The sequence below is a fragment of the Bradyrhizobium sp. HKCCYLRH1034 genome, from assembly GCF_051168375.1.
GTDB lineage: Bacteria > Pseudomonadota > Alphaproteobacteria > Rhizobiales > Xanthobacteraceae > Bradyrhizobium.
In genome coordinates this window covers 693,806-713,708 of record NZ_JBNPUW010000001.1, presented here as the reverse complement: position 1 = coordinate 713,708, position 19,903 = coordinate 693,806, and the positions used below count along the sequence as shown (strand labels likewise).

Annotated in this window: 17 protein-coding genes; 11 read left to right on the top strand and 6 right to left on the bottom strand. The window is 66.7% G+C overall.

Going from position 1 to position 19,903, the window contains the following annotated elements; translation table 11 throughout:
- Window positions 1-95: 95 nt before the first annotated feature.
- The 4 genes from ACQR0W_RS03190 (at window position 96) to ACQR0W_RS03175 (ending at window position 5,184) form a co-directional block, all read left to right on the top strand.
- The gene (locus ACQR0W_RS03190) at window positions 96-1,418 is read left to right on the top strand and encodes an NAD(P)/FAD-dependent oxidoreductase (protein ID WP_315715806.1); all 1,323 of its coding nucleotides are present in this window, start codon (window positions 96-98) and stop codon (window positions 1,416-1,418) included.
- 155 nt (window positions 1,419-1,573) lie between these two features.
- Complete coding sequence (locus tag ACQR0W_RS03185; RefSeq protein WP_315752012.1) at window positions 1,574-3,376, top strand: sensor histidine kinase; 1,803 nt, start codon at window positions 1,574-1,576, stop codon at window positions 3,374-3,376.
- Window positions 3,377-3,388: 12 nt separating this feature from the next.
- A complete protein-coding gene (locus tag ACQR0W_RS03180) occupies window positions 3,389-4,765 on the top strand; it encodes a sigma-54-dependent transcriptional regulator (RefSeq protein ID WP_316235131.1) in 1,377 nt (458 codons plus the stop codon).
- A 182-nt stretch (window positions 4,766-4,947) separates the two neighbouring features.
- Complete coding sequence (locus tag ACQR0W_RS03175; protein WP_316188138.1) at window positions 4,948-5,184, top strand: hypothetical protein; 237 nt, start codon at window positions 4,948-4,950, stop codon at window positions 5,182-5,184.
- Window positions 5,185-5,202: 18 nt separating this feature from the next.
- Here the strand turns inward: ACQR0W_RS03175 and ACQR0W_RS03170 are convergent, their stop codons facing one another.
- Window positions 5,203-5,553, bottom strand: coding sequence for a RidA family protein (locus tag ACQR0W_RS03170; RefSeq protein WP_315715601.1), 351 nt, complete (start codon window positions 5,551-5,553; stop codon window positions 5,203-5,205).
- 287 nt (window positions 5,554-5,840) lie between these two features.
- On the opposite strand from ACQR0W_RS03170, the gene ACQR0W_RS03165 reads away from it, so the two are divergent.
- The 6 genes from ACQR0W_RS03165 (at window position 5,841) to ACQR0W_RS03140 (ending at window position 12,108) form a co-directional block, all read left to right on the top strand.
- Window positions 5,841-6,818: an ABC transporter substrate-binding protein gene (locus ACQR0W_RS03165; protein ID WP_316170664.1), complete on the top strand. Its 978-nt coding sequence runs from the start codon at window positions 5,841-5,843 to the stop codon at window positions 6,816-6,818.
- Between the two features lie 23 nt (window positions 6,819-6,841).
- A complete protein-coding gene (gene ilvD, locus ACQR0W_RS03160; RefSeq protein ID WP_316164296.1) occupies window positions 6,842-8,548 on the top strand; it encodes a dihydroxy-acid dehydratase in 1,707 nt (568 codons plus the stop codon).
- 105 nt (window positions 8,549-8,653) lie between these two features.
- Window positions 8,654-9,499 carry an ABC transporter ATP-binding protein gene (locus ACQR0W_RS03155; protein ID WP_315715604.1) on the top strand — a complete coding sequence of 282 codons (846 nt, stop codon included), beginning with the start codon at window positions 8,654-8,656 and terminating at the stop codon, window positions 9,497-9,499.
- Complete coding sequence (locus ACQR0W_RS03150; RefSeq protein ID WP_315715605.1) at window positions 9,496-10,272, top strand: ABC transporter permease; 777 nt, start codon at window positions 9,496-9,498, stop codon at window positions 10,270-10,272. The genes ACQR0W_RS03155 and ACQR0W_RS03150 overlap by 4 nt, the downstream gene beginning before the upstream one ends.
- Window positions 10,269-11,030: an ABC transporter permease gene (locus ACQR0W_RS03145; protein WP_315752008.1), complete on the top strand. Its 762-nt coding sequence runs from the start codon at window positions 10,269-10,271 to the stop codon at window positions 11,028-11,030. Before ACQR0W_RS03150 ends, ACQR0W_RS03145 begins: the two co-directional genes overlap by 4 nt.
- Before the next feature lie 31 nt (window positions 11,031-11,061).
- Window positions 11,062-12,108, top strand: coding sequence for a peptidase M29 (locus tag ACQR0W_RS03140; protein ID WP_316170663.1), 1,047 nt, complete (start codon window positions 11,062-11,064; stop codon window positions 12,106-12,108).
- A 1,105-nt stretch (window positions 12,109-13,213) separates the two neighbouring features.
- On the opposite strand, the gene ACQR0W_RS03135 is transcribed toward ACQR0W_RS03140, so the two are convergent.
- Genes ACQR0W_RS03135 through ACQR0W_RS03115 form a run of 5 tightly spaced genes read right to left on the bottom strand, consistent with a single transcriptional unit; the run spans window position 13,214 to window position 18,941 of the window.
- The gene (locus tag ACQR0W_RS03135) at window positions 13,214-14,200 is read right to left on the bottom strand and encodes a 3-hydroxybutyryl-CoA dehydrogenase (protein ID WP_316186873.1); all 987 of its coding nucleotides are present in this window, start codon (window positions 14,198-14,200) and stop codon (window positions 13,214-13,216) included.
- Entirely contained in the window at window positions 14,197-15,291 is a 1,095-nt protein-coding gene (locus ACQR0W_RS03130) for an NAD/NADP-dependent octopine/nopaline dehydrogenase family protein (RefSeq protein WP_316164298.1), read from the bottom strand. Before ACQR0W_RS03130 ends, ACQR0W_RS03135 begins: the two co-directional genes overlap by 4 nt.
- A gap of 19 nt (window positions 15,292-15,310) precedes the next feature.
- On the bottom strand, window positions 15,311-16,825 hold the full coding sequence (locus ACQR0W_RS03125) for a class I adenylate-forming enzyme family protein (protein ID WP_316186871.1): 1,515 nt from the start codon (window positions 16,823-16,825) through the stop codon (window positions 15,311-15,313).
- Window positions 16,826-16,827: 2 nt separating this feature from the next.
- Entirely contained in the window at window positions 16,828-18,114 is a 1,287-nt protein-coding gene (locus tag ACQR0W_RS03120) for an acyl-CoA dehydrogenase family protein (protein WP_316170662.1), read from the bottom strand.
- Window positions 18,114-18,941 carry an alpha/beta fold hydrolase gene (locus ACQR0W_RS03115; protein WP_316170661.1) on the bottom strand — a complete coding sequence of 276 codons (828 nt, stop codon included), beginning with the start codon at window positions 18,939-18,941 and terminating at the stop codon, window positions 18,114-18,116. The genes ACQR0W_RS03120 and ACQR0W_RS03115 overlap by 1 nt, the downstream gene beginning before the upstream one ends.
- Before the next feature lie 170 nt (window positions 18,942-19,111).
- Here ACQR0W_RS03115 and ACQR0W_RS03110 point away from each other — a divergent pair, with 170 nt between their 5' ends.
- Window positions 19,112-19,873, top strand: a complete 762-nt coding sequence (locus tag ACQR0W_RS03110) for an SDR family NAD(P)-dependent oxidoreductase (protein ID WP_316170660.1) — start codon at window positions 19,112-19,114, stop codon at window positions 19,871-19,873.
- The last annotated feature ends 30 nt before the right edge of the window (window positions 19,874-19,903 follow it).

Genomic DNA, 19,903 nt, shown 5'->3' with positions numbered 1-19,903 from the left:
CGCTGGCTGGGGCGGCGGTGCCGGAGGGACGACGTCACCGGCGTGACATCGGAGTCATGCCGTCGCGCCGCGGTCACCCTTGGAGAGGTTCGATGATGGCCGTTGCGCAGCCTGGTGTCCCTCGCATCGTGATCGTCGGCGGCGGCGCCGGCGGCTTGGAGCTCGCGACCCGGCTCGGAGACAGATACGGCCGCAGGGGCAAGCTCGACGTCACCCTGGTCGAGCGCAACCGCACCCATGTCTGGAAGCCGAAGCTGCACGAGATCGCCGCGGGCAGCATGGACCTCTCGGCCCATGAGGTCGACTATCTCGCCCAGGCCTATTGGCACGGCTTCCACTACCGCATCGGCGACATGATCGGCCTCGACCGCGACAAGCGCGAGGTGCTGGTGGCGCCCTATCTCGATGCGGAGGGGCGCGAGGTCACGCCGCGGCGGACCATCCCCTATGACGTGCTCGTCATCGCCATCGGCAGCCAGAACAATGATTTCGGCACGCCCGGCGTGGTCGACCATGCGATCAAGCTGGAATCGCAGCACGACGCCCGGCGCTTCCACGAGCGCATGGTCAACGCCTGCATCCGCGTCCATTCGCAGTCCTCGCCGATCGCGCCGCACCAGCTCAAGGTCGCGATCATCGGCGCCGGCGCGACCGGCGTCGAATTGGCCGCCGAGCTGCATCGCACGACGCGCGAGGTGGTGGCCTATGGTCTCGACCAGGTCGACGCCGAGAAGGACATCAGGATCACGCTGATCGAAGCCGCGGGCCGGGTGCTGCCGGCTTTGCCTGAGCGGGTCTCGCGCGAGACCGAGAAGCTGCTCGCAAAGCTCGGCGTCGAGGTGCTCGTCGGCGCCAAGGTCGCCGAGGTCGGGCCCGACAAGGTGAGCCTCGCCGACGGCCGCGTCATCCCGGCCGAGCTGATCGTCTGGGCCGCGGGCGTCAAGGCGCCCGACTTCCTGAAGGACATCGCGGGGCTGGAAACCAACCGCATCAACCAGCTCGTGGTCAGGCAGACCCTGCAGACCACGCGCGACGAGCGCGTCTTCGCCATTGGCGACTGCTCGGCCTGCTCCTGGGGCGAGCGCGGCAACGTGCCGCCGCGGGCGCAGGCCGCGCATCAGCAGGCCTCGCACCTCTACAAGCAGATTCCGCGCTTCGTCAGGGGCGAGCCGCTGGCGGACTACCGCTATCACGATTTCGGCTCGCTGGTGTCGCTCGGCGAGTTCAGCACGGTCGGCTCGATGATGGGCGCGCTGGTCGGGGGCAATCTGGTGTTCGAAGGCCTGTTCGCGCGCATGATGTATCTGTCGCTCTACAAGATGCACGAATACGCGCTGCACGGGCTCGCCAAGGTCACGCTGGACACGCTGGCGCGCCTGATCACCCGCCGCACCGAGCCGCACGTCAAGCTGCACTGACGGGCGCGCCGAGGGCGTCGGCCCGGCCGATTTTGTTGTCGCCTATTGCCCGGCAAGACCTTAGACTTGCAGCACAATTACGGATACGGCAGGCCCGGCCCGGTACATGGGTCCGGGGCGTGATGGGCCTGGACATGATGGGCCTGGAAAAGGGAATGACGGACCTTCCATTCCGGATCGGCCTCGAGCGACATCCCGACGTCACCGCGGTGGTCCGCAGGCGCGCGGGCTTGGTCGTTCGCGGAGTGATGGCGGCTGCGCTGGTCGGCGTCGCGGCATGGCTCGGCTATGCCATTGCCTTTTCCCGCGGGCTCGATCAGCGGCACGCCGCGGCCCAGCAGCGGCTGGCGGTCGAGGCCGCGCAGCTCGACGGCTACCTCTCGCGCTTCGAATATCTGCCCTCGCTGCTGGAGACCTCGCCCGATGTCTTCCGGCTGCTCGGCACGCCGGACGATCGCGCGCTGCAGCAGAGCGTCAGCCTGCATCTGAAGTCGATCAATCTGCTGGCCGGCGCCGACAACCTCTATGTCCTCACCGTCGCCGGTGATGCGATCGCCGCCGCCGACTTCGATCAGCCGGGAACGCCGGTCGGCAGCAACCTGTCCTACCGGCCCTATATGCGCCAGGCGCTGGCGACCGGCCGCGGCGCGTTCTTCGGCATCGGCATCACCAGCGCGCGCGCCGGCTATTACCTGTCCTATGCGGTCAAGCAACAGGGACGGACGATCGGCGTCGCCGTCGTCAAGGTCAATCTCGATGCCTTCGAGCGCGAATGGCGCAACCGCGGTGCCGACATGCTTCTGGTCGACGCCCGCGGCGTCACCATTCTCGCCTCGCGCGAGGAATGGCGCTTCCGCCCGTTGACGCCGCTCTCGGTGGATGCGCTCGAGGAAATCGCGACGTCGAAGCCCTATGGCAGCTCCAGCCTCGCGCCGCTCGACTGGACCTTCATGGAGAGGACCGATCGCGGCGGCCAGGTCGCGACCGAGCGCGGCGCAGTCTACAGCGTCGACGAGCGTCCGCTCAACGGGCGGCAATGGCAGCTGCTGCTGCTCGACGACGAGACGCCGATCCGGCGGACGGCCTTGATCATCGGCACGCTCTCGGGTCTCGCCAGCATCGTGGCGCTGCTGGCGCTCGGCCTGCTGGCGCAGCGACGCCGCGAGATCCGGCAGCGGCTGGCGAGCCAGGCCGCGCTGCAGGCCGCCAATGATCGGCTGGAAATGCGGGTGCAGGAGCGCACCGCCGAACTGCGCGCCGCGCAGGACGAGCTCGTCCATGCCGGCAAGCTTGCCGTGCTCGGCCAGATGTCGGCCGGCATGGTGCACGAGATCAACCAGCCCTTGGCGGCGCTGCAGACCGCTTCCGACAATGCCGTGCAATTCGTCGATCGCGGCATGATCGGCGAGGCCCGCGGCAATCTCATCCGCATCGGCGAGATGGTCCGCCGTCTCGCGCGCCTGACCGGCCAGTTGCGCGTTTTCGCCTACAAATCGAACGCGCCGCTCGATGCCGTCGCGGTCGAGCAGGCCCTGTCCGAGACGTTCAAGATCCTCGGCGCGCGGGTGAAGGACGGCCATGTCGACGTGACCATCGATCTCGCGCCCGAGCTTCGTGTCAGGGCCGATCAGATCCGGCTCGAGCAACTGCTCTGCAACATCATCGCCAACGCGCTCGATGCCGTCGAGGGCGCCGCGCGGAAGTCCATCCACATCTGCGCCGTGCGTGAGGAGGGGCAGTGCCGCATCGCCATCGCCAACAGCGGCCCGGCGATCGCCGCCGATGTCCTGCCGCGCCTGTTCGAGCCCTTCGTCACGACCAAGCCGGCCGGCAAGGGTCTCGGACTTGGGCTCGTCATCGCCAATCACATCGCGCGGTCGTTCGGCGGCGAGCTGCGGGCGCGCAATCTTGAGCCGTCCGGCGCCGAGTTCATCGTGCTGCTGCCGCTTGCCGATTGAAGAGGTTCCCACATGACTCCTGAGCAACCGGTCGGCGTGATCTATGTCGAGGACGACGAGGATGTCCGCATCGGCGCCGTCCAGGCGCTGCAGCTCGCCGGCCTGTCGGTGACGCCGTTCGCCTCCGCCGAAGCCGCAGGCGGAATCGTTCGCGCCGACATGCCGTTCGTGGTGGTCTCCGACGTGCGGCTGCGCGGCAAGAGCGGCACCGAGTGGCTGTCCGAGCTGCACCGGCTCGATCCGGACCTGCCGGTCATCCTGGTCACCGGTCATGGCGACATCTCGATGGCCGTGGAAGCGATGCGCAACGGCGCCTATGACTTCATCGAGAAGCCGTGCTCGTCGGAGCAGCTCGTCTCCGTCGTGCGCCGCGCCCTCGACAAGCGTCGCCTGACGCTCGAAGTCCGCACCTTGCGCTCGGCGCTCGCCGACCGCCAGGGCATCGAGGCGAGCCTGCTCGGGCGCTCGCCGCAGATCCAGGAGGTGCGCCGCCTCGTCGCCAATCTGGCCTCGACCAATGTCGACGTGACGATCTATGGCGAGACCGGCACCGGCAAGGACGTCGTCGCCCGTTGCCTGCACGCTCACAGCGCCCGGCGCGGCGGCAACTATGTCGCGGTGAATTGCGGCGGCCTGCCGGAATCACTGGTTGAGAGCGAATTGTTCGGCCACGAGGCCGGCGCCTTCACCGGCGCGACCAAGCAGCGGATCGGCAAGATCGAATATGCCCATGGCGGCACGCTGTTCCTCGACGAAATCGAGAGCATGCCGCTCAGCGTGCAGGTGAAGCTGCTGCGGGCGTTGCAGGACCGCTCGGTCGAGCGCGTCGGCTCCAACAAGGCCGTGGCGGTGGACTGCCGCGTGGTGGCGGCCAGCAAGGCCAATCTGCTCGAGCTCAGCGAGCAGAAGCTGTTCCGCGCCGATCTGTATTATCGTCTCGGCGTCGCCTTCATCGAGCTGCCTCCGTTGCGCGAACGCCGCGAGGATATCCCGATCCTGTTCGAGCACTTCACCCTCGAGGCCGCCAAGCGGTTCGAGCGCGACGCGCCGATCGTGAACGAGCAGACCATGTCGCTGCTGCTCGGCTACTCATGGCCGGGCAACGTGCGCGAGTTGCGCAACGTCGCCGACCGCTTCGTGCTCGGTGTGCTCGACCGCAAGGTCCTCGACCGCTCGGGCGCCGCAGCCTCGGAGCTGTCGCTGCCACGGCAGTTGGAGAACATCGAGCGCTCGATCATCGAGGATGCGTTGCGCCGCAAGCTCGGCGACGTGCCGGCGACCGCGGCGCTGCTGAGCATTCCGAAGCAGACGCTTTACGACAAGATCAAGCGGCTCGCCGTAAAGGTCGATGGCATCCGCGAGGGCGCGCCGCTGCGGCCGCAGTCCTGACCGTGGCTGCATCGCCAGCGCTCGTCCGCATCATCATCGCGTCGACGCCGACCGCCACTGCGCTCATCTGATGTTGCGACGCGCGACTTATGCTCCTCGCGGACCCGGTCGTCCTGTGGCGGCAGGAAGGCATCTGTTCCATGCCGGCGATCAGGAAGCTGGAGAAGGCTTGTTGAAGGATCATGACAGGCCGAGACACCCGCGACCTGCGCTCCGGCGCCTACGACCCCGTCAGCAAGGACGGTCTGCCGCAGCCGCAACAGGTCAAGGACAAAACGACGCCCCACCAGCAGGAGCAGTGGGGCGCCGACGTGCGGGCCAAGCCGTTGCCCGGCACCGAGCCGGTGCTTCCGGAAGGGCTCAGGCGCGAGCGGCGTGATCCGCTCAATCGCAACACTGGTCGCCGCGACACCGACTAGTGCGCGGCGACCCAGCGCCTACTTCGCCGCGATCACCATGATCTCGACGGTGTATTGCGGCGCGGCAAGCCCGGCCTCTACGGTGGCGCGAGCCGGGGTGTTGCCGGCCGAGACCCAGCCGTCCCACACGGCGTTCATTTCGCCGAATGTCTTGATGTCGGTGAGGTAGATCGTCGCCGACAACAGCTTCGACTTGTCGGTGCCGGCCTTGGCGAGATGGCCGTCGATGATCGAGAGAATCTCCTCGGTCTGCTTGGTAACGCTTTCACCGGCCGTCTTCTGCGCGACGACGCCGGCGAGATAGACGGTATTGCCGTGAACGACGACCTGGCTCATGCGCGGGCCAATTTCGAAACGCTGGATCGACATCGAAGAACTCCTCAAAAGGTCAATTCGGGGCCTCTCCCTAGCGCGTGCGACGCGGCAACGCCAGTCGGCCGAATGGCCACTCTCGCCACCTTGGGGCGTGCGACCTTGCGTTGTCGACAGCGCCGCGGCACACGGAACGCGGCACTTCACGATGATCCGCCCTTGTCGCGCTGCAAGGCGGGCTTGCCCATGGGGCAGGCAAAGGCGGGCGTTTTCCGCGCTTGCACAGATATTTGAGACATGAAACATTCTCCGCGAGGTTGCTTTTTGAATGGCGGAGGGGCGTGATGCGGAAACGATCGATGCTGGCGGCACTCGCGGCGATGGCTTTGGTGACGAGCGCGGGGCCGACATTCGCACAGCAGACGATCCGCGTCGGCTGGACCATCCCGGCGGAAGAATCCAAGTACTGGATGATGAAGCGGCCCACCGAATTTCCGGATCTCGGCAAGACCTACAACATCGAGTGGACCCAGTTCCAGGGAACGGCACCGATGACGCAGGCGCTCGCCGCCGGCGCGCTCGACTGCGCCACGCAGGCGCCGCTGTCGCTGGCGAACGGCGTGGTCGGCGGCGGCCTCAAGGCCTACATCGTCGCCCAGCACGTCTATGAGAAGCCGGGCGGTTTCTCGGTCTACTGGGCGGTCAAGGACGATTCCCCGATCAAGACCATCGCCGACCTGAAGGGCAAGACGGTCGGCATTTCCGTGATCGGTGGCGGCACGCAAGGGCCGTTCAACATGCTGCTGAAGCAGGCCGGGCTCGATCCCGCCAAGGACATCAAGCTGGTCGAGGTCGGCTTCGCGGTGTCGGAGGATGCGCTGCGCCAGGGCCGCGTCGACGCCGTCAACATGAATCAACCCTTTGCAGCGCGCGCCGAGGCCAAGGGCGGCACCCGCAAGCTGTTCTCGCTGTCCGAGGCGATGCCGAACATCGTGCACATCCTCGAGGCCTGCCGCGCCGACTTCGTCGACAAGAACCCGGAGCTGGTGAAGGCCTATGTCCGCGACATCACGACGGGCATGAAGAAGGCGCTCGCCAATCGCGACGAGACCTTGAAGGTGGTGTCGGAGGTCATGAAGGCGCCGGTTGCCGTCATCGACACCTATCTGCTGAAGGACAATGATTTCGGCCGCGATCCGGTCGCCGCGCCGAACTTCCCGGCGATCCAGAAGATGCTCGACATCTACGCCGAGACCGGCATGCTGCCGAAGCTCGACGTCGCCCAGTTCAAGCATCCGACGATCGTCGCGCCGATCCAGTAGGCGGCCGGCGCGGAGCCTTGTCGATGAGGAAGCTGCGATCGCGCGTGACGGTGGAGGGGCTCGATCGCGCCCCGCACCGCGCCTTCATGCGCGCGATGGGGCTGGATGATGCCGACATCGCCAAGCCGATGATCGGCGTCGTCAGCCAGAAGGGCGAGCAGACGCCCTGCAACATGACGCACGACTTCCAGGTCGATGCGGCCAAGACGGGCATCTCGGAGGCCGGCGGCACGCCGCGCGAGTTCGCCACCGTCTCGGTCTCCGACGGCATCAGCATGAACCACGAGGGAATGAAGTTCTCTCTGTTCTCGCGCGAGCTGATTGCCGACTCCATCGAGGCCGTCGTCCATGGCCTCGCCTATGACGCGCTGATCGGCTTCGGCGGCTGCGACAAGACCTTGCCCGGCGTCATGATGGGCATGGTCCGCTGCAACGTGCCGTCGATCTTCATCTATGGCGGCAGCGCGCTGCCCGGCAACTACCAGGGCCGGACGCTCACGGTGCTCGATTCTTACGAGGCCGTCGGCAGCTACATGACCGGCGAGATCGATGCACGGACGCTCGAAGGCATCGAGCGGACCTGCCTCCCGACGATCGGCGCCTGCGCCGGGCAGTTCACCGCCAACACCATGGGCATGCTGTCGGAGGCGATGGGCCTGTCGATGCCCAACGTCTCGATGATTCCCGGCGTCTATGCCGAGCGAGCGCACGTCGCGCGTCAGGCCGGACGCCTGATCATGCAGATGCTCGCGCGCGGCGGGCCGCTGCCGCGCGACATCGTCACCCGCAAGGCGCTGGAGAACGGGGCGGCCATTGTCGCGGCCACCGGCGGCTCCACCAACGCCGCGCTGCATCTGCCGGCGATCGCCAATGAGGCCGGCATCCGTTTCACGCTCGACGATGTCGGCGAGGTCTTCGCGAGCACGCCGCTGATCGGCAATCTCAGGCCGGGCGGCAAGTACACGGCGAAGGACGTCTACGACATCGGCGGCGCCGCCGTTGTGATCCGCGCGCTGATCGAGAGCGGCCACATCGACGGCTCCTGCATCACGGTCACCGGCCGCACGCTGGCTGAGGAATATGGCGCGGCCAATGCGCCGGACGGCGAGATCGTGTTCAGCCCGGCCAGGCCGATCATGGCGGATGGCGGCGTCGCTGTCCTCAAGGGCAACCTCGCGCCCGACGGCGCCGTCATCAAGGTTGCCGGCCTCAAGAACCTGGTGTTCGAGGGCCGCGCGCGGGTGTTCGAGGACGAGGAGGCCTGCGTCGCCGCGGTGCGCGCACGCAACTATCAGGCCGGCGAGGTGCTGATCATCCGCAACGAGGGTCCGGTCGGCGGTCCTGGGATGCGCGAGATGCTCGGCGTCACGGCGCTGATCTATGGCCAGGGCATGGGCGAGAAGGTCGCGCTGATCACCGACGGCCGCTTCTCCGGCGCCACCCGCGGCATGTGCATCGGCTATGTCTCGCCGGAAGCCTTCGTCGGCGGTCCGCTGGCGCTGGTGCAAGACGGCGATCCGATCCGCATCGATGCGAAGGCGCGCACGCTCGACGTGCTGCTCGATGAGTCCGAGCTCGCGGTGCGTCGCAGCGCGTGGTCGCAGCGGCCGCCGCGGCACAGGGCAGGGGCACTGGCGAAATACGCGAAACTCGTTGGGCAGGCACCGCTCGGCGCCGTGACTCACGAAGGGCCGGCCGAATGGCCCTGGTTCGATCAGGACCGGGAATGATCCGCGCGTGGCGACGATTGGCAGGTTTCTTGCTAATCTGCGGCAGTCTGTCTTGCCTGATTTCACGGAGCGTTTGAGCGTGCTGCATCGGAAAGAGAAGCCGACATGGACGTGACCCCGATCCGCCCCGGCCAGCTCGCGGGCACTCCGCTCGGCCGTCGCGCGGCCACGCCGATCATCGAGATCGATCACGTGTCGCAGGTGTTCAAGACCTCGTCGCGCCGCGACCACACCGCGCTGTCGGACATTTCGCTGACGGTCGGCGAGGGCGCCTTCGTCTCGATCCTCGGTCCCTCCGGCTGCGGCAAGTCGACCTTGCTCTACATCGTCGGTGGCTTCGTCAGCCCGACCAGCGGCACCGCGAAAATGAAGGGCAAGCCGATCACCGGTCCCGGCACCGATCGCGGCCCGGTGTTCCAGGAGTTCGCGCTGTTTCCCTGGAAGAGCGTGCTCGGCAACGTCATGTATGGTCCGCTGCAGCAGGGCAAGAAGCCGGCGAAGGCCGAGGCGCTCGCGCGGACTTTGCTCGCCATGGTCGGACTTACCGGCTTCGAGAAATTCTATCCCAAGGAGCTCTCCGGCGGCATGAAGCAGCGCGTCGCGCTGGCCCGCACGCTGGCCTACGGGCCGGAGGTGCTGCTGATGGACGAGCCGTTCGGCGCGCTCGACGCGCATACGCGCACGCGGCTGCAGAACGACCTGCTCGACATCTGGGAGCGCGACCGTAAGACGGTCCTGTTCGTGACCCACTCGGTCGAGGAAGCCGTGTTCCTGTCCGACAAGGTCGTCATGATGTCGCGCTCGCCCGGCCGAATCCGCGAGGTGATCGACATCGATCTGCCCCGGCCGCGCCGCCGCGAGGAACTGCTGCTGGACCCGCGCTATCAGAAATACATCGTCGACATCGAGCGCATGTTCGACGATTCCGGTGACAACGAGCTGCCGTCATGAATGGTCTGTCGAAGCCGCTCGCGCCGATTCTGGCCTGCTGCGGCCTGCTGCTGGCTTGGCAGCTCGCCTCGCTCGGGCTCAAGAACGACAGCTTCCCGACCGCGCTGGAATCGCTGCGCGCGATCCCGCCGATCCTCACCGACAAGGAATCCCTGATCAACATCATGGCCTCGCTGCGGCGGATGGCGATCGGCTTCGCGCTCGCGCTTGCGTTCTCGATTCCGCTCGGGTTGCTGATGGGGCGCAGCCGGTCGACCGCCGCCTTCTTCAATCCGCTGCTGATGCTGATCTACCCGGTGCCGAAGGCGGCGCTGATGCCGATCATCATGCTGTGGCTCGGCGTCGGCGACATCTCCAAGACGCTGGTGATCTTCCTCGGCGTCAGCCTTCCGGTGATCTACCACAGCTTCGAGGGCGCCAAGGCGGTCGAGGAGAAGATGCTGTGGTCGGGCGCGGCGATGGGGCTCTCGGCCGGCGAGCGCCTGCTGCGCATCGTCCTGCCCGCAGCCTTGCCGGAGATCCTGACCGGCTGCCGTACCGGCCTGGTGCTGGCGCTGATCACGATGGTCACCAGCGAGATGATCGCGCGGCAGTCCGGCGCCGGCAACATCCTGTTCAACGCGCTCGACATGGGCCAGTACGACACGGTGTTCGCGATGATCATCATCATCGGCGCCATGGGCATCTGCCTCGATGCGGCGTTCGAGGTCGTCAGGCGCTGGCTGGTGCGCTGGTCCGAGCCGCAGTTCGACATGCCGCTGAGCTTCTCATGACGCGCACCTCCAACGACATCCTGCTGGGCGCCGCGCCGATCGTGCTGGTCCTGCTGCTGTGGCAGGGGCTGGTGTCGTTCGGCTACGCGCCGCCGACCCTGCTGCCGCCGCCGGGACAGGTGTTCCAGCGCATGGGCCAGCAACTCACCAGCGTCACCTTCCAGCAGGACATCGTGGCGACGCTATTCCGGCTGTTCGCGGGCTTTGCGATCGCCGTGGTGCTCGGTGTTTCCCTGGGAATTGCCGCCGCGGTGAGCCCGCCTGTCAACGCCGCCGTCAAGCCGATCGTGCGCGTGCTGGCGCCGCTGCCGAAGGTCGCGCTCTATCCGGCCTTCCTGCTGCTGCTCGGCTTCGGCCACGAATCCAAGATCATGCTGGTGGCGGCGGATGCGCTGTTTCCGATCCTGCTGTCGAGCTATTACGGCGCCGCCACGGTCGAGCAGAAGCTGATCTGGTCGGCGCTCGCCGCCGGGACGCCGCCGCGCGACGTCCTGTGGAAGGTGGTGCTGCCGGCCGCGATGCCCTCGATCCTGACCGGTTGCCGCATCGGCCTCGTGATCTCCTGCATCGTCGTGTTCCTGGCCGAGATGATCACCTCGACCGACGGGCTCGGTCACGTGCTGGTGACCGCCGCGCGCACCTTCCAGGCCGTCGACATGTTCGTGCCGCTGATCACGATCTCGCTGCTGGGCCTCATTCTCAACGCCCTGCTGCAAGGCCTGCGCGCTTATCTGCTGCGCGGCTTCCCCTCGGTCTGATAACAACACAACGACAATCGGGAGAACGACCATGCTGGCGGATCGCATCGAGGCGAAATGGATCGACGCATTCTGTGAGATCTTCGAGCGCTGCGCCGTGAAGGCGGGCGACACCGCTGCGATCCTGTCGGAGACGCAGTCCCGGGCGCTGAACGTCCACATCGCCGAGCTGGCGTTGCTGCGGATGGGCGCGCGGCCGTTCCATGTCGTGGTGCCGACCCCGCGCAACAAGCATCCCGTTCCCGTCCGTTCGACCGGCGCGTCGGAGGCGATCGGCAAGCTCGCGCCGGTGGTCTCAGCGCTTCAGCAGGCCGGCTTCGTCGTCGACTGTACCATCGAAGGCCTGATGCATGCGGTGGAGACGCCGGAGATCCTGAAGGCCGGCGCGCGCATCCTGGTGATCTCCAACGAACATCCCGAGGCGCTCGAGCGCATGGTGCCGGACTCGGCGCTCGAAAAGCGGGTGCGCGCCGCCGCCAAGATGCTGCGCGGAACCAAGCGGATGCGCGTGACGTCGAAGGCCGGCACCGACCTCGACGTGATCATGGAGGGCGCCTCCACCGTCGGCGTCTGGGGCTGGACCGATCGTCCGGGCACCCTGGCGCACTGGCCGGGTGGCATCGTCGTCAGCTTCCCCAAGAGCAAATCGGTCAACGGCACCATCGTGATGGCGCCCGGAGACATCAACCTCACCTTCAAGCGTTATCTGAGTTCGCCTGTCACGATGACCCTGCGCGACGACTACGTGACCGATCTGGCAGGCGAGGGCGCCGACGCAGCGATGATGCGATCTTATCTCGCGTCCTGGGGCGACCGCGAGGCCTACGCCGTGTCGCATGTCGGCTGGGGCATGAACCCCGGCGCGCGCTACGAGGCGCTGGCCATGTACGACCAGCGCGACACCAACGGCACCGAGCTGCGCGCCGTCCCCGGCAACTTCCTGTTCTCCACCGGCGCCAACGAGTTTGCCGGCCGCTACACGGCGGGTCATTTCGACCTGCCGATGATGGGCACCACGATCGAGCTGGATGGGGTCGCCGTGATCAAGCACGGCGTGCTGCAGGATGTGTTCGGGTAGAGTCCTGCGCATTCTACTGGCGAGCTGCCGCCGCGGCGGTAGTGCGCTCCCCTCCCCCTTGCGGGGAGGGGGCGGGGGTGGGGGTCCCCATACGCTGAACTTCGTTGTGGGCACAACTGCTCGTACCCAAACCTCCACTGTGAGACGCGTGGGGCCGCAACACGCCATCGGTTGATCGATGCAGGGCTCTTGTGCTCGTCACTCCAAGCACAACTCGTGGACCCCCATCCCCAACCCCTCCCCGCAAGGGGGAGGGGAGCGCACCGTCCTCACGGGGCGGGCCGGCCCAAATGACAAGCGCCGAGACAGAATCATCCCGCTATTCTGTTAAAAATAATCTTCTTGCGATTTTTCGGAAATCATGGTTCTCTCTCTGCATCCCGCCTCACTGCGGAGGGGCGTTGCGCGCGATCGTCACGACACGCGAGGTGGGGATGCGATGGCCGCGAGAGATCGCAGCGTCTTCTTACGAGGGCGCGGACGAACGATCGCTCGCGGACGTGAAGTCGCAGCGTCCTGATACCCCGATGCTGGTATCAAGTCGCGTCGGCCTGAGTGCCGCGCGGTGATGGTGGCCAACAAGCCCGGCGCACCAGGGAGACTGCGTATAAGCGTTAGACCCATCGCGCAGGGAATGCCGGCGTGTTCGGCTTTGCCTGTGGTACCTGCCGCCTGCATTTTTTTCGCAGGCGGGCCATGGGTGAGGCCTTCACCCGGCATTCCCTGCGCCCTCTGCATGATTCGCGAGGGACCCATTCGATGCATGACTCGGGCGAGATGCGCCGCGAGAACGACCAGTTATGTCGTAGCTGTTTATTTGGCCCGCTGTTTGAGCCGTGAACCCACCCCACCCACCGCCGTCGGCGTTCGCCGGGACGACGTCGGAGTTCGTTGATGTCGTTGCGGTCAACATTCGCGAGAGGCGAAGATCACCGCAGCCGTAGGGTGGGCAAAGCGGCCACCCGCAGGGCGGTTGCGTGCCCACCGTAGATCCACGCAATCGGTGCGACTGGTGGGCACGGCGCGCGAGAGATCGTCACGATCCGGCGACGGCGTGGCGCGCCTTTGCCCACCTCACGGCTCCGTTGCTGCCGCGTGCTCCGCCTCAATCCACCACCGGCGGCCGGGCGAGCTTGAAATGCCGCAGCATCTCGACCAGCGCGCCGAGCCGCTGCTCGCGATAGGCCGCAACGTCCATCCCGGAATAATCGAGGAAGCCGGCGCCGGTGCGCAGGCCGATGCGGCCCTCGGCCATGTTGCGCTCGATCACCTCGGGTGCGCGGTAGCGGTCGCTGCCCAGCGCGCCTTCGAGGTAGCGGCTGGCGTAGTAGAGAATGTCACCGCCACCCCAGTCGATGAATTCGAGCAGGCCGAGCACCGCGTAGCGGAAGCCGAAGCCGTAGCGGATCGCCTTGTCGATCTCCTCGGCGCTGGCGACGCCTTCGTCGACCATGCGCGCCGCCTCGTTCATGGCGAGCGCCTGGATGCGCGGCACGATGAAGCCCGGCGTCGCCGCGCAGACCACCGGCACCTTGCCGATGTCTTCCAGTAGCGCCTTCAGCCCCGCGGTGACATCGGGATCGGTCGCCTTGCCCGGCGAGATCTCGACCAGCGGAATCAGATAGGCTGGATTGAGCCAGTGCGCATTCAGGAAGCGCTCAGGACGCTCCACCGCACCAGAGAGATCGTCGACCAGGATCGTCGATGTCGTCGAGGCGATGATGACGTCGGGCGCGACCGCGCGCGACGCCGCAGCCAGCACTTCGCGCTTGAGGTCGACGATCTCCGGCACGCCTTCGAACACCAGCGTGGTCTGTGCGAGGACATCGCCGCTCGAGCCGGCCGGCGCGACGGCGATCTTGTCCATCAGCTTGTTGGCGTCAGCGGCCTGCAGCATCCCGAGCCGCGCCAAGGTCGCGAATGTCGCGCCGACCTCGCCGAGCGCATCGCGCTGCAGGCTGGCGAACTCTTCCGCCGTGCGCGGCTTGATGTCGATCATCGTCACGGGATGGCCGGCATAGGCGAAGGCAACGGCAATGCCGCGGCCCATGCGGCCGGCACCGAGGCAGGCAATATGACCGCGCGCGCTCATACCGCAAATCCCTCGCTTAACAGCGCCTGTAGCGCGGCTCGGTCGAGGCCGCCCAAGCCGAGGCTTTCGAGCGTACGTCCCGTCGCCATGAAGTCCTCGCCGCAGATCGCGCCGCCGATGGCCAGGAAGGCGCGGGCGAGCGGCGTCGGCGTGCCGGTCAGCTCGGCGGCCGAGATCAGGAACGACAGGCCGAGCCTGAGATCCTCGCGCATGTAGCGGTGCTCAGTCAGCACGAGCTGCTCGCGCCAATCGCCGGAATCGGTCAACCGGTCGTGCGAGCCGCGACCATACATCCAGATCTCGCCCTCCTTGGCGTAGTGATGCGCCAGCGGAAAATGCGGCGCGCCGTAGCCGAGCGCCTCGCGCACCGCGATCCGCTCCGCATCGAGCGCGTCGGTGACGCGGCGGATAGAGGGCTGCGTGCCTTCCTTGTGAATGTCCCAGCGCTCGAAATGCTCGATGGGGCCGGCATTCATCACGATCAGCGGCGGATGGATGATGCAGCCGGCATTCATCAGCGCACCCGACAGCGCATCGCCGCATGGCTCGGTCACGCCGGGGAAGGCGCGGCCGATCACCGCGAGCGCGTGCTCCGCCGTTTTGAGAGGAAACACGCCGACCGGGAGCCGCTTGGCCCGGATGGTGATGGCAACCTCGAACGGGCCGTGCTTGCGCGTCAGCCAGGGCAGGGTGCCGGTCTCGGCGTAGCTGACGCTGGCTTCATTGCCGGCCTCGCGCGCCGCCGCTGCGAAGATCATGGTGCCGAAGGTCGCCGGGGGCAGGAACACGACCTGCCCATCGGCGAGATGCGGCGCCAGCAGGCGGGCGATGTCGGCTTGCGCGAAGGCCGGCGCCGGGCAGAGGATCAGCTCGGCACCGCTGATAGCCTCGCCGATGTCGGTCGTGACCAGCGCGAGCCGCGCCTCATGCCGGCCATTGACGTCCTTGACGACGATCGTCGAGCCCGCCGCGCGATGCTGCGCGACAGCGTCCGCATCGCGGCGCCACAGCCGGACCTCGTGACCTCCCAGCGCGAAATCGCCTGCCGCCGCAAAGGAGCCGTTGCCGCCGCCGAGCACTGCAATTTTCAAGAGCGCGTCTCCGTCTCGCTTATTTGGGGCCGTCGATCTGGCGCAGCAGATGGTGCTGCACCTTGCCGAGCGCGGTGCGCGGCAGGTCGTCGACGAAAACGATGTCGCGCGGCACCTTGAAGCGCGCGAGCTGCGACTGCAGATGCGCGCGCAGGGTCTCGGCGTCCAGCGCGCAGCCCTGGCGCCTGACGACGAACGCCACCGGCACCTCGTCCCAGCGCGGATCGGGCCGGCCGATCACGCCGCAATCGACGACGTCGGAATGCTCGCGGAGCACGCGCTCGATCTCGGCTGGGTAGACGTTCTCTCCGCCCGAGATGATCATGTTGTTCTTGCGCTCGAGCACGAAGAAGTGCCCCTCGGCATCGCGCTGGGCGATGTCGCCGGTGCGGTACCAGCCGTCATGGATCGCCTGTTGCGTGGCTTTGGCGTTGCCCCAATATTCGAAGAACAAATTGGGCCCGCGCACGGCGATCTCGCCCGCTTTGCCCGCCGGAAGCTCGTCGCCGTCTTTGTCGATGATCTTGGCCTCGCAGCACAGCCCGGGCAGGCCGGTCGAGCCTGCGCGCGAGAGGTCGCCGCCGAGCCGTGTGTAGACCGCGATCGGACAGGTCTCGGTCGAGCCATAGACCTGCAGCACCGGCACGCCGCGCGCCGTGATACGCTCGATCAGCGCTGGCGGCACGATGCTCGATCCGGTCGCAACAGCTCTCAGCGAGGACAGGTCCGTCGCGTTCCAATCGGGATGCTCGGTGACGGCCTGGATGGTTGCCGGCACCAGCACGGTCAATGTCGGCCGGTCGTTGACGATCGCTGCCAGCGTCGAATCCGGCGTGAAGCGGGCGTGCAGCGTGACGGTGGCGCCGTGATGCAGGGCCGGCGTGGTCTGGATGTTGAGGCCGCCGACATGGAACAGCGGCAGCACCGTCAGTACGTGATCATCGGAGGTCAGGCCATGCATGTGCTGGCTCATCACCCCGTTCCACAGCAGCGCCTCCTGCCGCAGCACCGCGCCCTTCGGCCGGCCCGTGGTGCCCGAGGTGTATACGATCAGCAGCGGGCAGGAGAGATCGATGTGCGGGTTGCGGTCGTCGCCATGACCGCGCGCCAGCAGTTCATCGAGCGTCAGTCCGTCGGCCGGGGCAAAGTCGATGCCGACCGGCGCTGTCTCCGGGTGGCTCTCGGCCAGCGCCGGCAGCACCGGCGCGAACGCCTGCTCCAGCACCAGCACCTTGGCGGCAGCATCCGAGAGAATGAAGACCTGCTCGGCCACTGCAAGCCGCCAGTTCAACGGCACCAGGATCGCGCCGAGCCGCGCACAGGCATAGAGCAGGACCAGATAGTCCGGCCGGTTGAGGCTCAGAATCGCGACGCGGTCGCCACGTCCGACGCTGAACTCCGACTTGAGCGCGCGGGCCATCAGCGCGATGCGCTCGCTGAAATCGGCATAACTCTGCGTTACGCCTTCGAAATGGATCGCCGGCTTGTCCGGCGTGAACGCCGCATTGCGCTCGATCAGGCTGCAGAGGTCCACGCTCAGTCGTCCGTCTCGCCGGGCTCGTACAGTGCCTCGCGGCCGATGCGGTCGAGGCACAATTCCGCGGTCCAGGGCAACATCAGGGAGCCGCAACGGCTGTCGCGATAGATGCGCTCCAGCGGCAGCGTCTTCAGCATCGATTGTCCGCCGCAGGTGCGGATGGCGAGCGCCGCCAGATCATTGGCCCCCTCCATCACCGAGTACTGCGCCGCATAGGCGCGCAGCACCTGCTCCTTCGTCGGATTGGCGCGTGCCTCAGTGACGGCCTGGAACCAGATGCCTTTGATCTGTTCCAGCTTGATCTGCATCTGCGCGACCGCGATCTGCTTGGTCGGGTACATCCGCCGCTTGACCGGCGGCATGCCCGGCACCTCGCCGCGCAGATATTTGACGGTGAAGTCATACGCGGCCTGCGCCAGCCCCATATAGGTCGGCGACAGCGTCATGAACATGTGCGGCCAGCGCATCGCTGCCTGGAAGTAGACGCCGCGCGGCATCAAGGCGGCGTCCTCCGCAACGAAGACATCCTTGAACAGCAGTGTGCGTGACACCGTGCCGCGCATGCCCAGCGGATCCCAGTCACCGACGACAGAGACGCCCTCCGTTTTCGCCGGCACCGCGAGATAGAGCGTGTTGCGGCGGGACGCCTTCTCACCCTCGCTGACTTCGGTGCATAGCACTCCATAATAATCTGCGTGTCCGGCAAGCGAGGCGAAGATCTTCTTGCCGTTGATCAGCCAGCCGCCCTTGACCGGCTTGGCCTCGGTGCCGAACGCGACGCCGCCCGCTGCCGCCGCGCCGCCCTCCGAGAACGGCTGCGAATAGATCGCGCCGTCGTCGACGATGCGCTTGTAGTGGATCGCGCGCCGCCGCTCGTGCTCGGCGCGGACGTCCTCGTCCATGTCGAGATCGTCGGCGAGCGGTCCGGACCACAGGGTCGAGCAGACGTGCATGTTCCAGGTCAGCGCGGTGGCGCCGCAATAGCGGCCGATCTCGGCGGCGGTGAGTGCATAGGTCTGGTAGCCCGCGCCGAGGCCCCCGAGAGCCTTGGGAACGGAGATGCCGAGCAGGCCCGCGCGATGCAGGTCCTTGTAGTTCTCAGTCGGAAAGCTCGCCTCGCGATCCCAGCTCGCGGCGCGGCCCGCCAGTACGCTCTGCCCGAGTTCCCGGGCCCGTGCGATGATGTCGGCCTGCTCGGCCGTGAGCCGATATGCCGCCGGATCGAACATCGGAGCATCGAGGGCTTCGCCGGAGGCTGTCGCCGTCTTCTGGACCGGGATCGTCATCATCTCTCCGCTGTCGCTGGTGTTGCACGTGCCGTCAGGAACGTATCGAGTGCGGCGTTGAAATCGCCGGGCCGTTCGAGATTGACGAGATGACCGGCGCCCTGAAGTTCGACGTAGTCGGACGAAGGAATGAAGCTCGCCATCTTCTCCATCATCGGCGCCGGCGCGTTGCGATCCTTCGAGCCCGAGAGCACCAGCGTCGGCACCTTGATGTCCTTCAAGGCTTGTCGCCGGTCGAAACCGAGCAGGGCCAACATGCTGGCGCGATAGCTTGCCTCGGGTACACCGGCCATGCAGGAGGCTGCAATTTCAAGGCCATGCGGATCGGGATCGTCGCCGACCAACTCCTTGACCAGGTCCGGTGCCAGCGACGCCATCGTCGCGCCCCGATCGAGCGGTCCGAGACGCGCCTCGATGAACGATTTCTGCCAGTCGCCGTCGGCCTTGCCGAACGCCGGGCTGGTCTGAGCCAACACCACGGCTGCCGCGGCCTGCGGATGCGTCGTCAGCCATTCCTGTACGATCATTCCGCCGATGGAATGACCAACGAGGATCGGCTGCTTGGCGCCGATCTGGATCAGGAAATCTTGAAGCGCAGCGGCGAGCGTGGTGATGCTGACCATGTCGAGCCGTGCGGATCGGCCATAGCCCGGCATGTCCCAGGCCACCGCATGGCAGCGCTCGCCGAAATAATCGAGCTGACCACGCCATGCGCGCGCGGCACCACCGATGCCGTGCAGGAACACAACGCTCTGTTGCTCGGGCGTCCCCGATGCCTCGTAGCCGAAGCGGCCGTCCTTCGTGGTAACGATTTGCGACGCAGGCACGCAGACCTCCGAGATATGCCCGAGGCCGCTACGTTGCTCGCTCCGGGCCCTTGAACGCTAGTCGCGGTAACCGAGGTGTCAAGCCGCTTCCGGCGTGTTGTTGCAAAAATTTGAAGTTTAAAATAACTTCCCCGTCGAGACCTGCCAACGAAATCAGAGGAGGCGCACGCATGTCCGGACTTCCGCAAGCCGCGCATGCGATGGTGACGGGGGGCGGGCGCGGCATCGGCCGCGAAATTGCGCGCGCCTTGAAGCTTGCGGGCGCAACCGTGACGATCGTCGGTCGCAATGGCGCAACGCTCGACGAGGCGGTCGCGGCCGGATGCGCAGATCACGCCGCAATCGCCGATGTTGCCGATCCGGCGGCGCTCAATGCCGCAGTCGCAAGCGCCGCCGCGCGTCGGCCGATCGACATCCTGATTGCCAATGCGGGAAGCGCAGAATCGGCGCCGTTCCTGAAGTCCGACACCGCGCTGTTCCACCGCATGATGGACATCAACTTCATGGGCGTCGTACACGCCGTGCAGGCGGTGCTGCCGGCGATGAAGGGCAGGCCCTATGGCAGGATTGTCGCCGTGGCGTCGACCGCGGGTCTCAAGGGCTATCCCTATGTCAGCGCGTACACCGCGGCCAAGCATGCGGTCGTCGGCCTCACGCGATCGCTGGCGCTGGAGCTGGCCGCGACGCGCGTCACGGTCAATGCCGTGTGTCCCGGCTTTACCGATACCGATCTTGTCGCGGAAAGCGTCGACAACATCATGAAAAAGACCGGCCGCAGCCGGGAGCAAGCGATCGCCGAACTTGCCAAGCACAATCCGCAGGGGCGTCTCATCACGCCGCAGGAGGTTGCCGACACCGTGCTGTGGCTGTGCGGCAGCGGTGCCGGTGCGATCACAGGGCAGGCGATCGCGGTTGCCGGCGGCGAAGTGTGAGCCGCAGCGCCCTGGCCTAACGAAGACAGT

Coding starts and splice junctions, on each gene's coding strand:
- ACQR0W_RS03185 (WP_315752012.1), top strand. CDS start 1,574: ATGACGGACCTTCCATTCCGGATCGGCCTCGAGCGACATCCCGACGTC.
- ACQR0W_RS03140 (WP_316170663.1), top strand. CDS start 11,062: ATGCTGGCGGATCGCATCGAGGCGAAATGGATCGACGCATTCTGTGAG.
- ACQR0W_RS03150 (WP_315715605.1), top strand. CDS start 9,496: ATGAATGGTCTGTCGAAGCCGCTCGCGCCGATTCTGGCCTGCTGCGGC.
- ACQR0W_RS03145 (WP_315752008.1), top strand. CDS start 10,269: ATGACGCGCACCTCCAACGACATCCTGCTGGGCGCCGCGCCGATCGTG.
- ACQR0W_RS03180 (WP_316235131.1), top strand. CDS start 3,389: ATGACTCCTGAGCAACCGGTCGGCGTGATCTATGTCGAGGACGACGAG.
- ACQR0W_RS03190 (WP_315715806.1), top strand. CDS start 96: ATGGCCGTTGCGCAGCCTGGTGTCCCTCGCATCGTGATCGTCGGCGGC.
- ACQR0W_RS03170 (WP_315715601.1), bottom strand. CDS start 5,553: ATGTCGATCCAGCGTTTCGAAATTGGCCCGCGCATGAGCCAGGTCGTC.
- ilvD (WP_316164296.1), top strand. CDS start 6,842: ATGAGGAAGCTGCGATCGCGCGTGACGGTGGAGGGGCTCGATCGCGCC.
- ACQR0W_RS03165 (WP_316170664.1), top strand. CDS start 5,841: ATGCGGAAACGATCGATGCTGGCGGCACTCGCGGCGATGGCTTTGGTG.
- ACQR0W_RS03120 (WP_316170662.1), bottom strand. CDS start 18,114: ATGACGATCCCGGTCCAGAAGACGGCGACAGCCTCCGGCGAAGCCCTC.
- ACQR0W_RS03175 (WP_316188138.1), top strand. CDS start 4,948: ATGACAGGCCGAGACACCCGCGACCTGCGCTCCGGCGCCTACGACCCC.
- ACQR0W_RS03135 (WP_316186873.1), bottom strand. CDS start 14,200: ATGAGCGCGCGCGGTCATATTGCCTGCCTCGGTGCCGGCCGCATGGGC.
- ACQR0W_RS03110 (WP_316170660.1), top strand. CDS start 19,112: ATGTCCGGACTTCCGCAAGCCGCGCATGCGATGGTGACGGGGGGCGGG.
- ACQR0W_RS03155 (WP_315715604.1), top strand. CDS start 8,654: ATGGACGTGACCCCGATCCGCCCCGGCCAGCTCGCGGGCACTCCGCTC.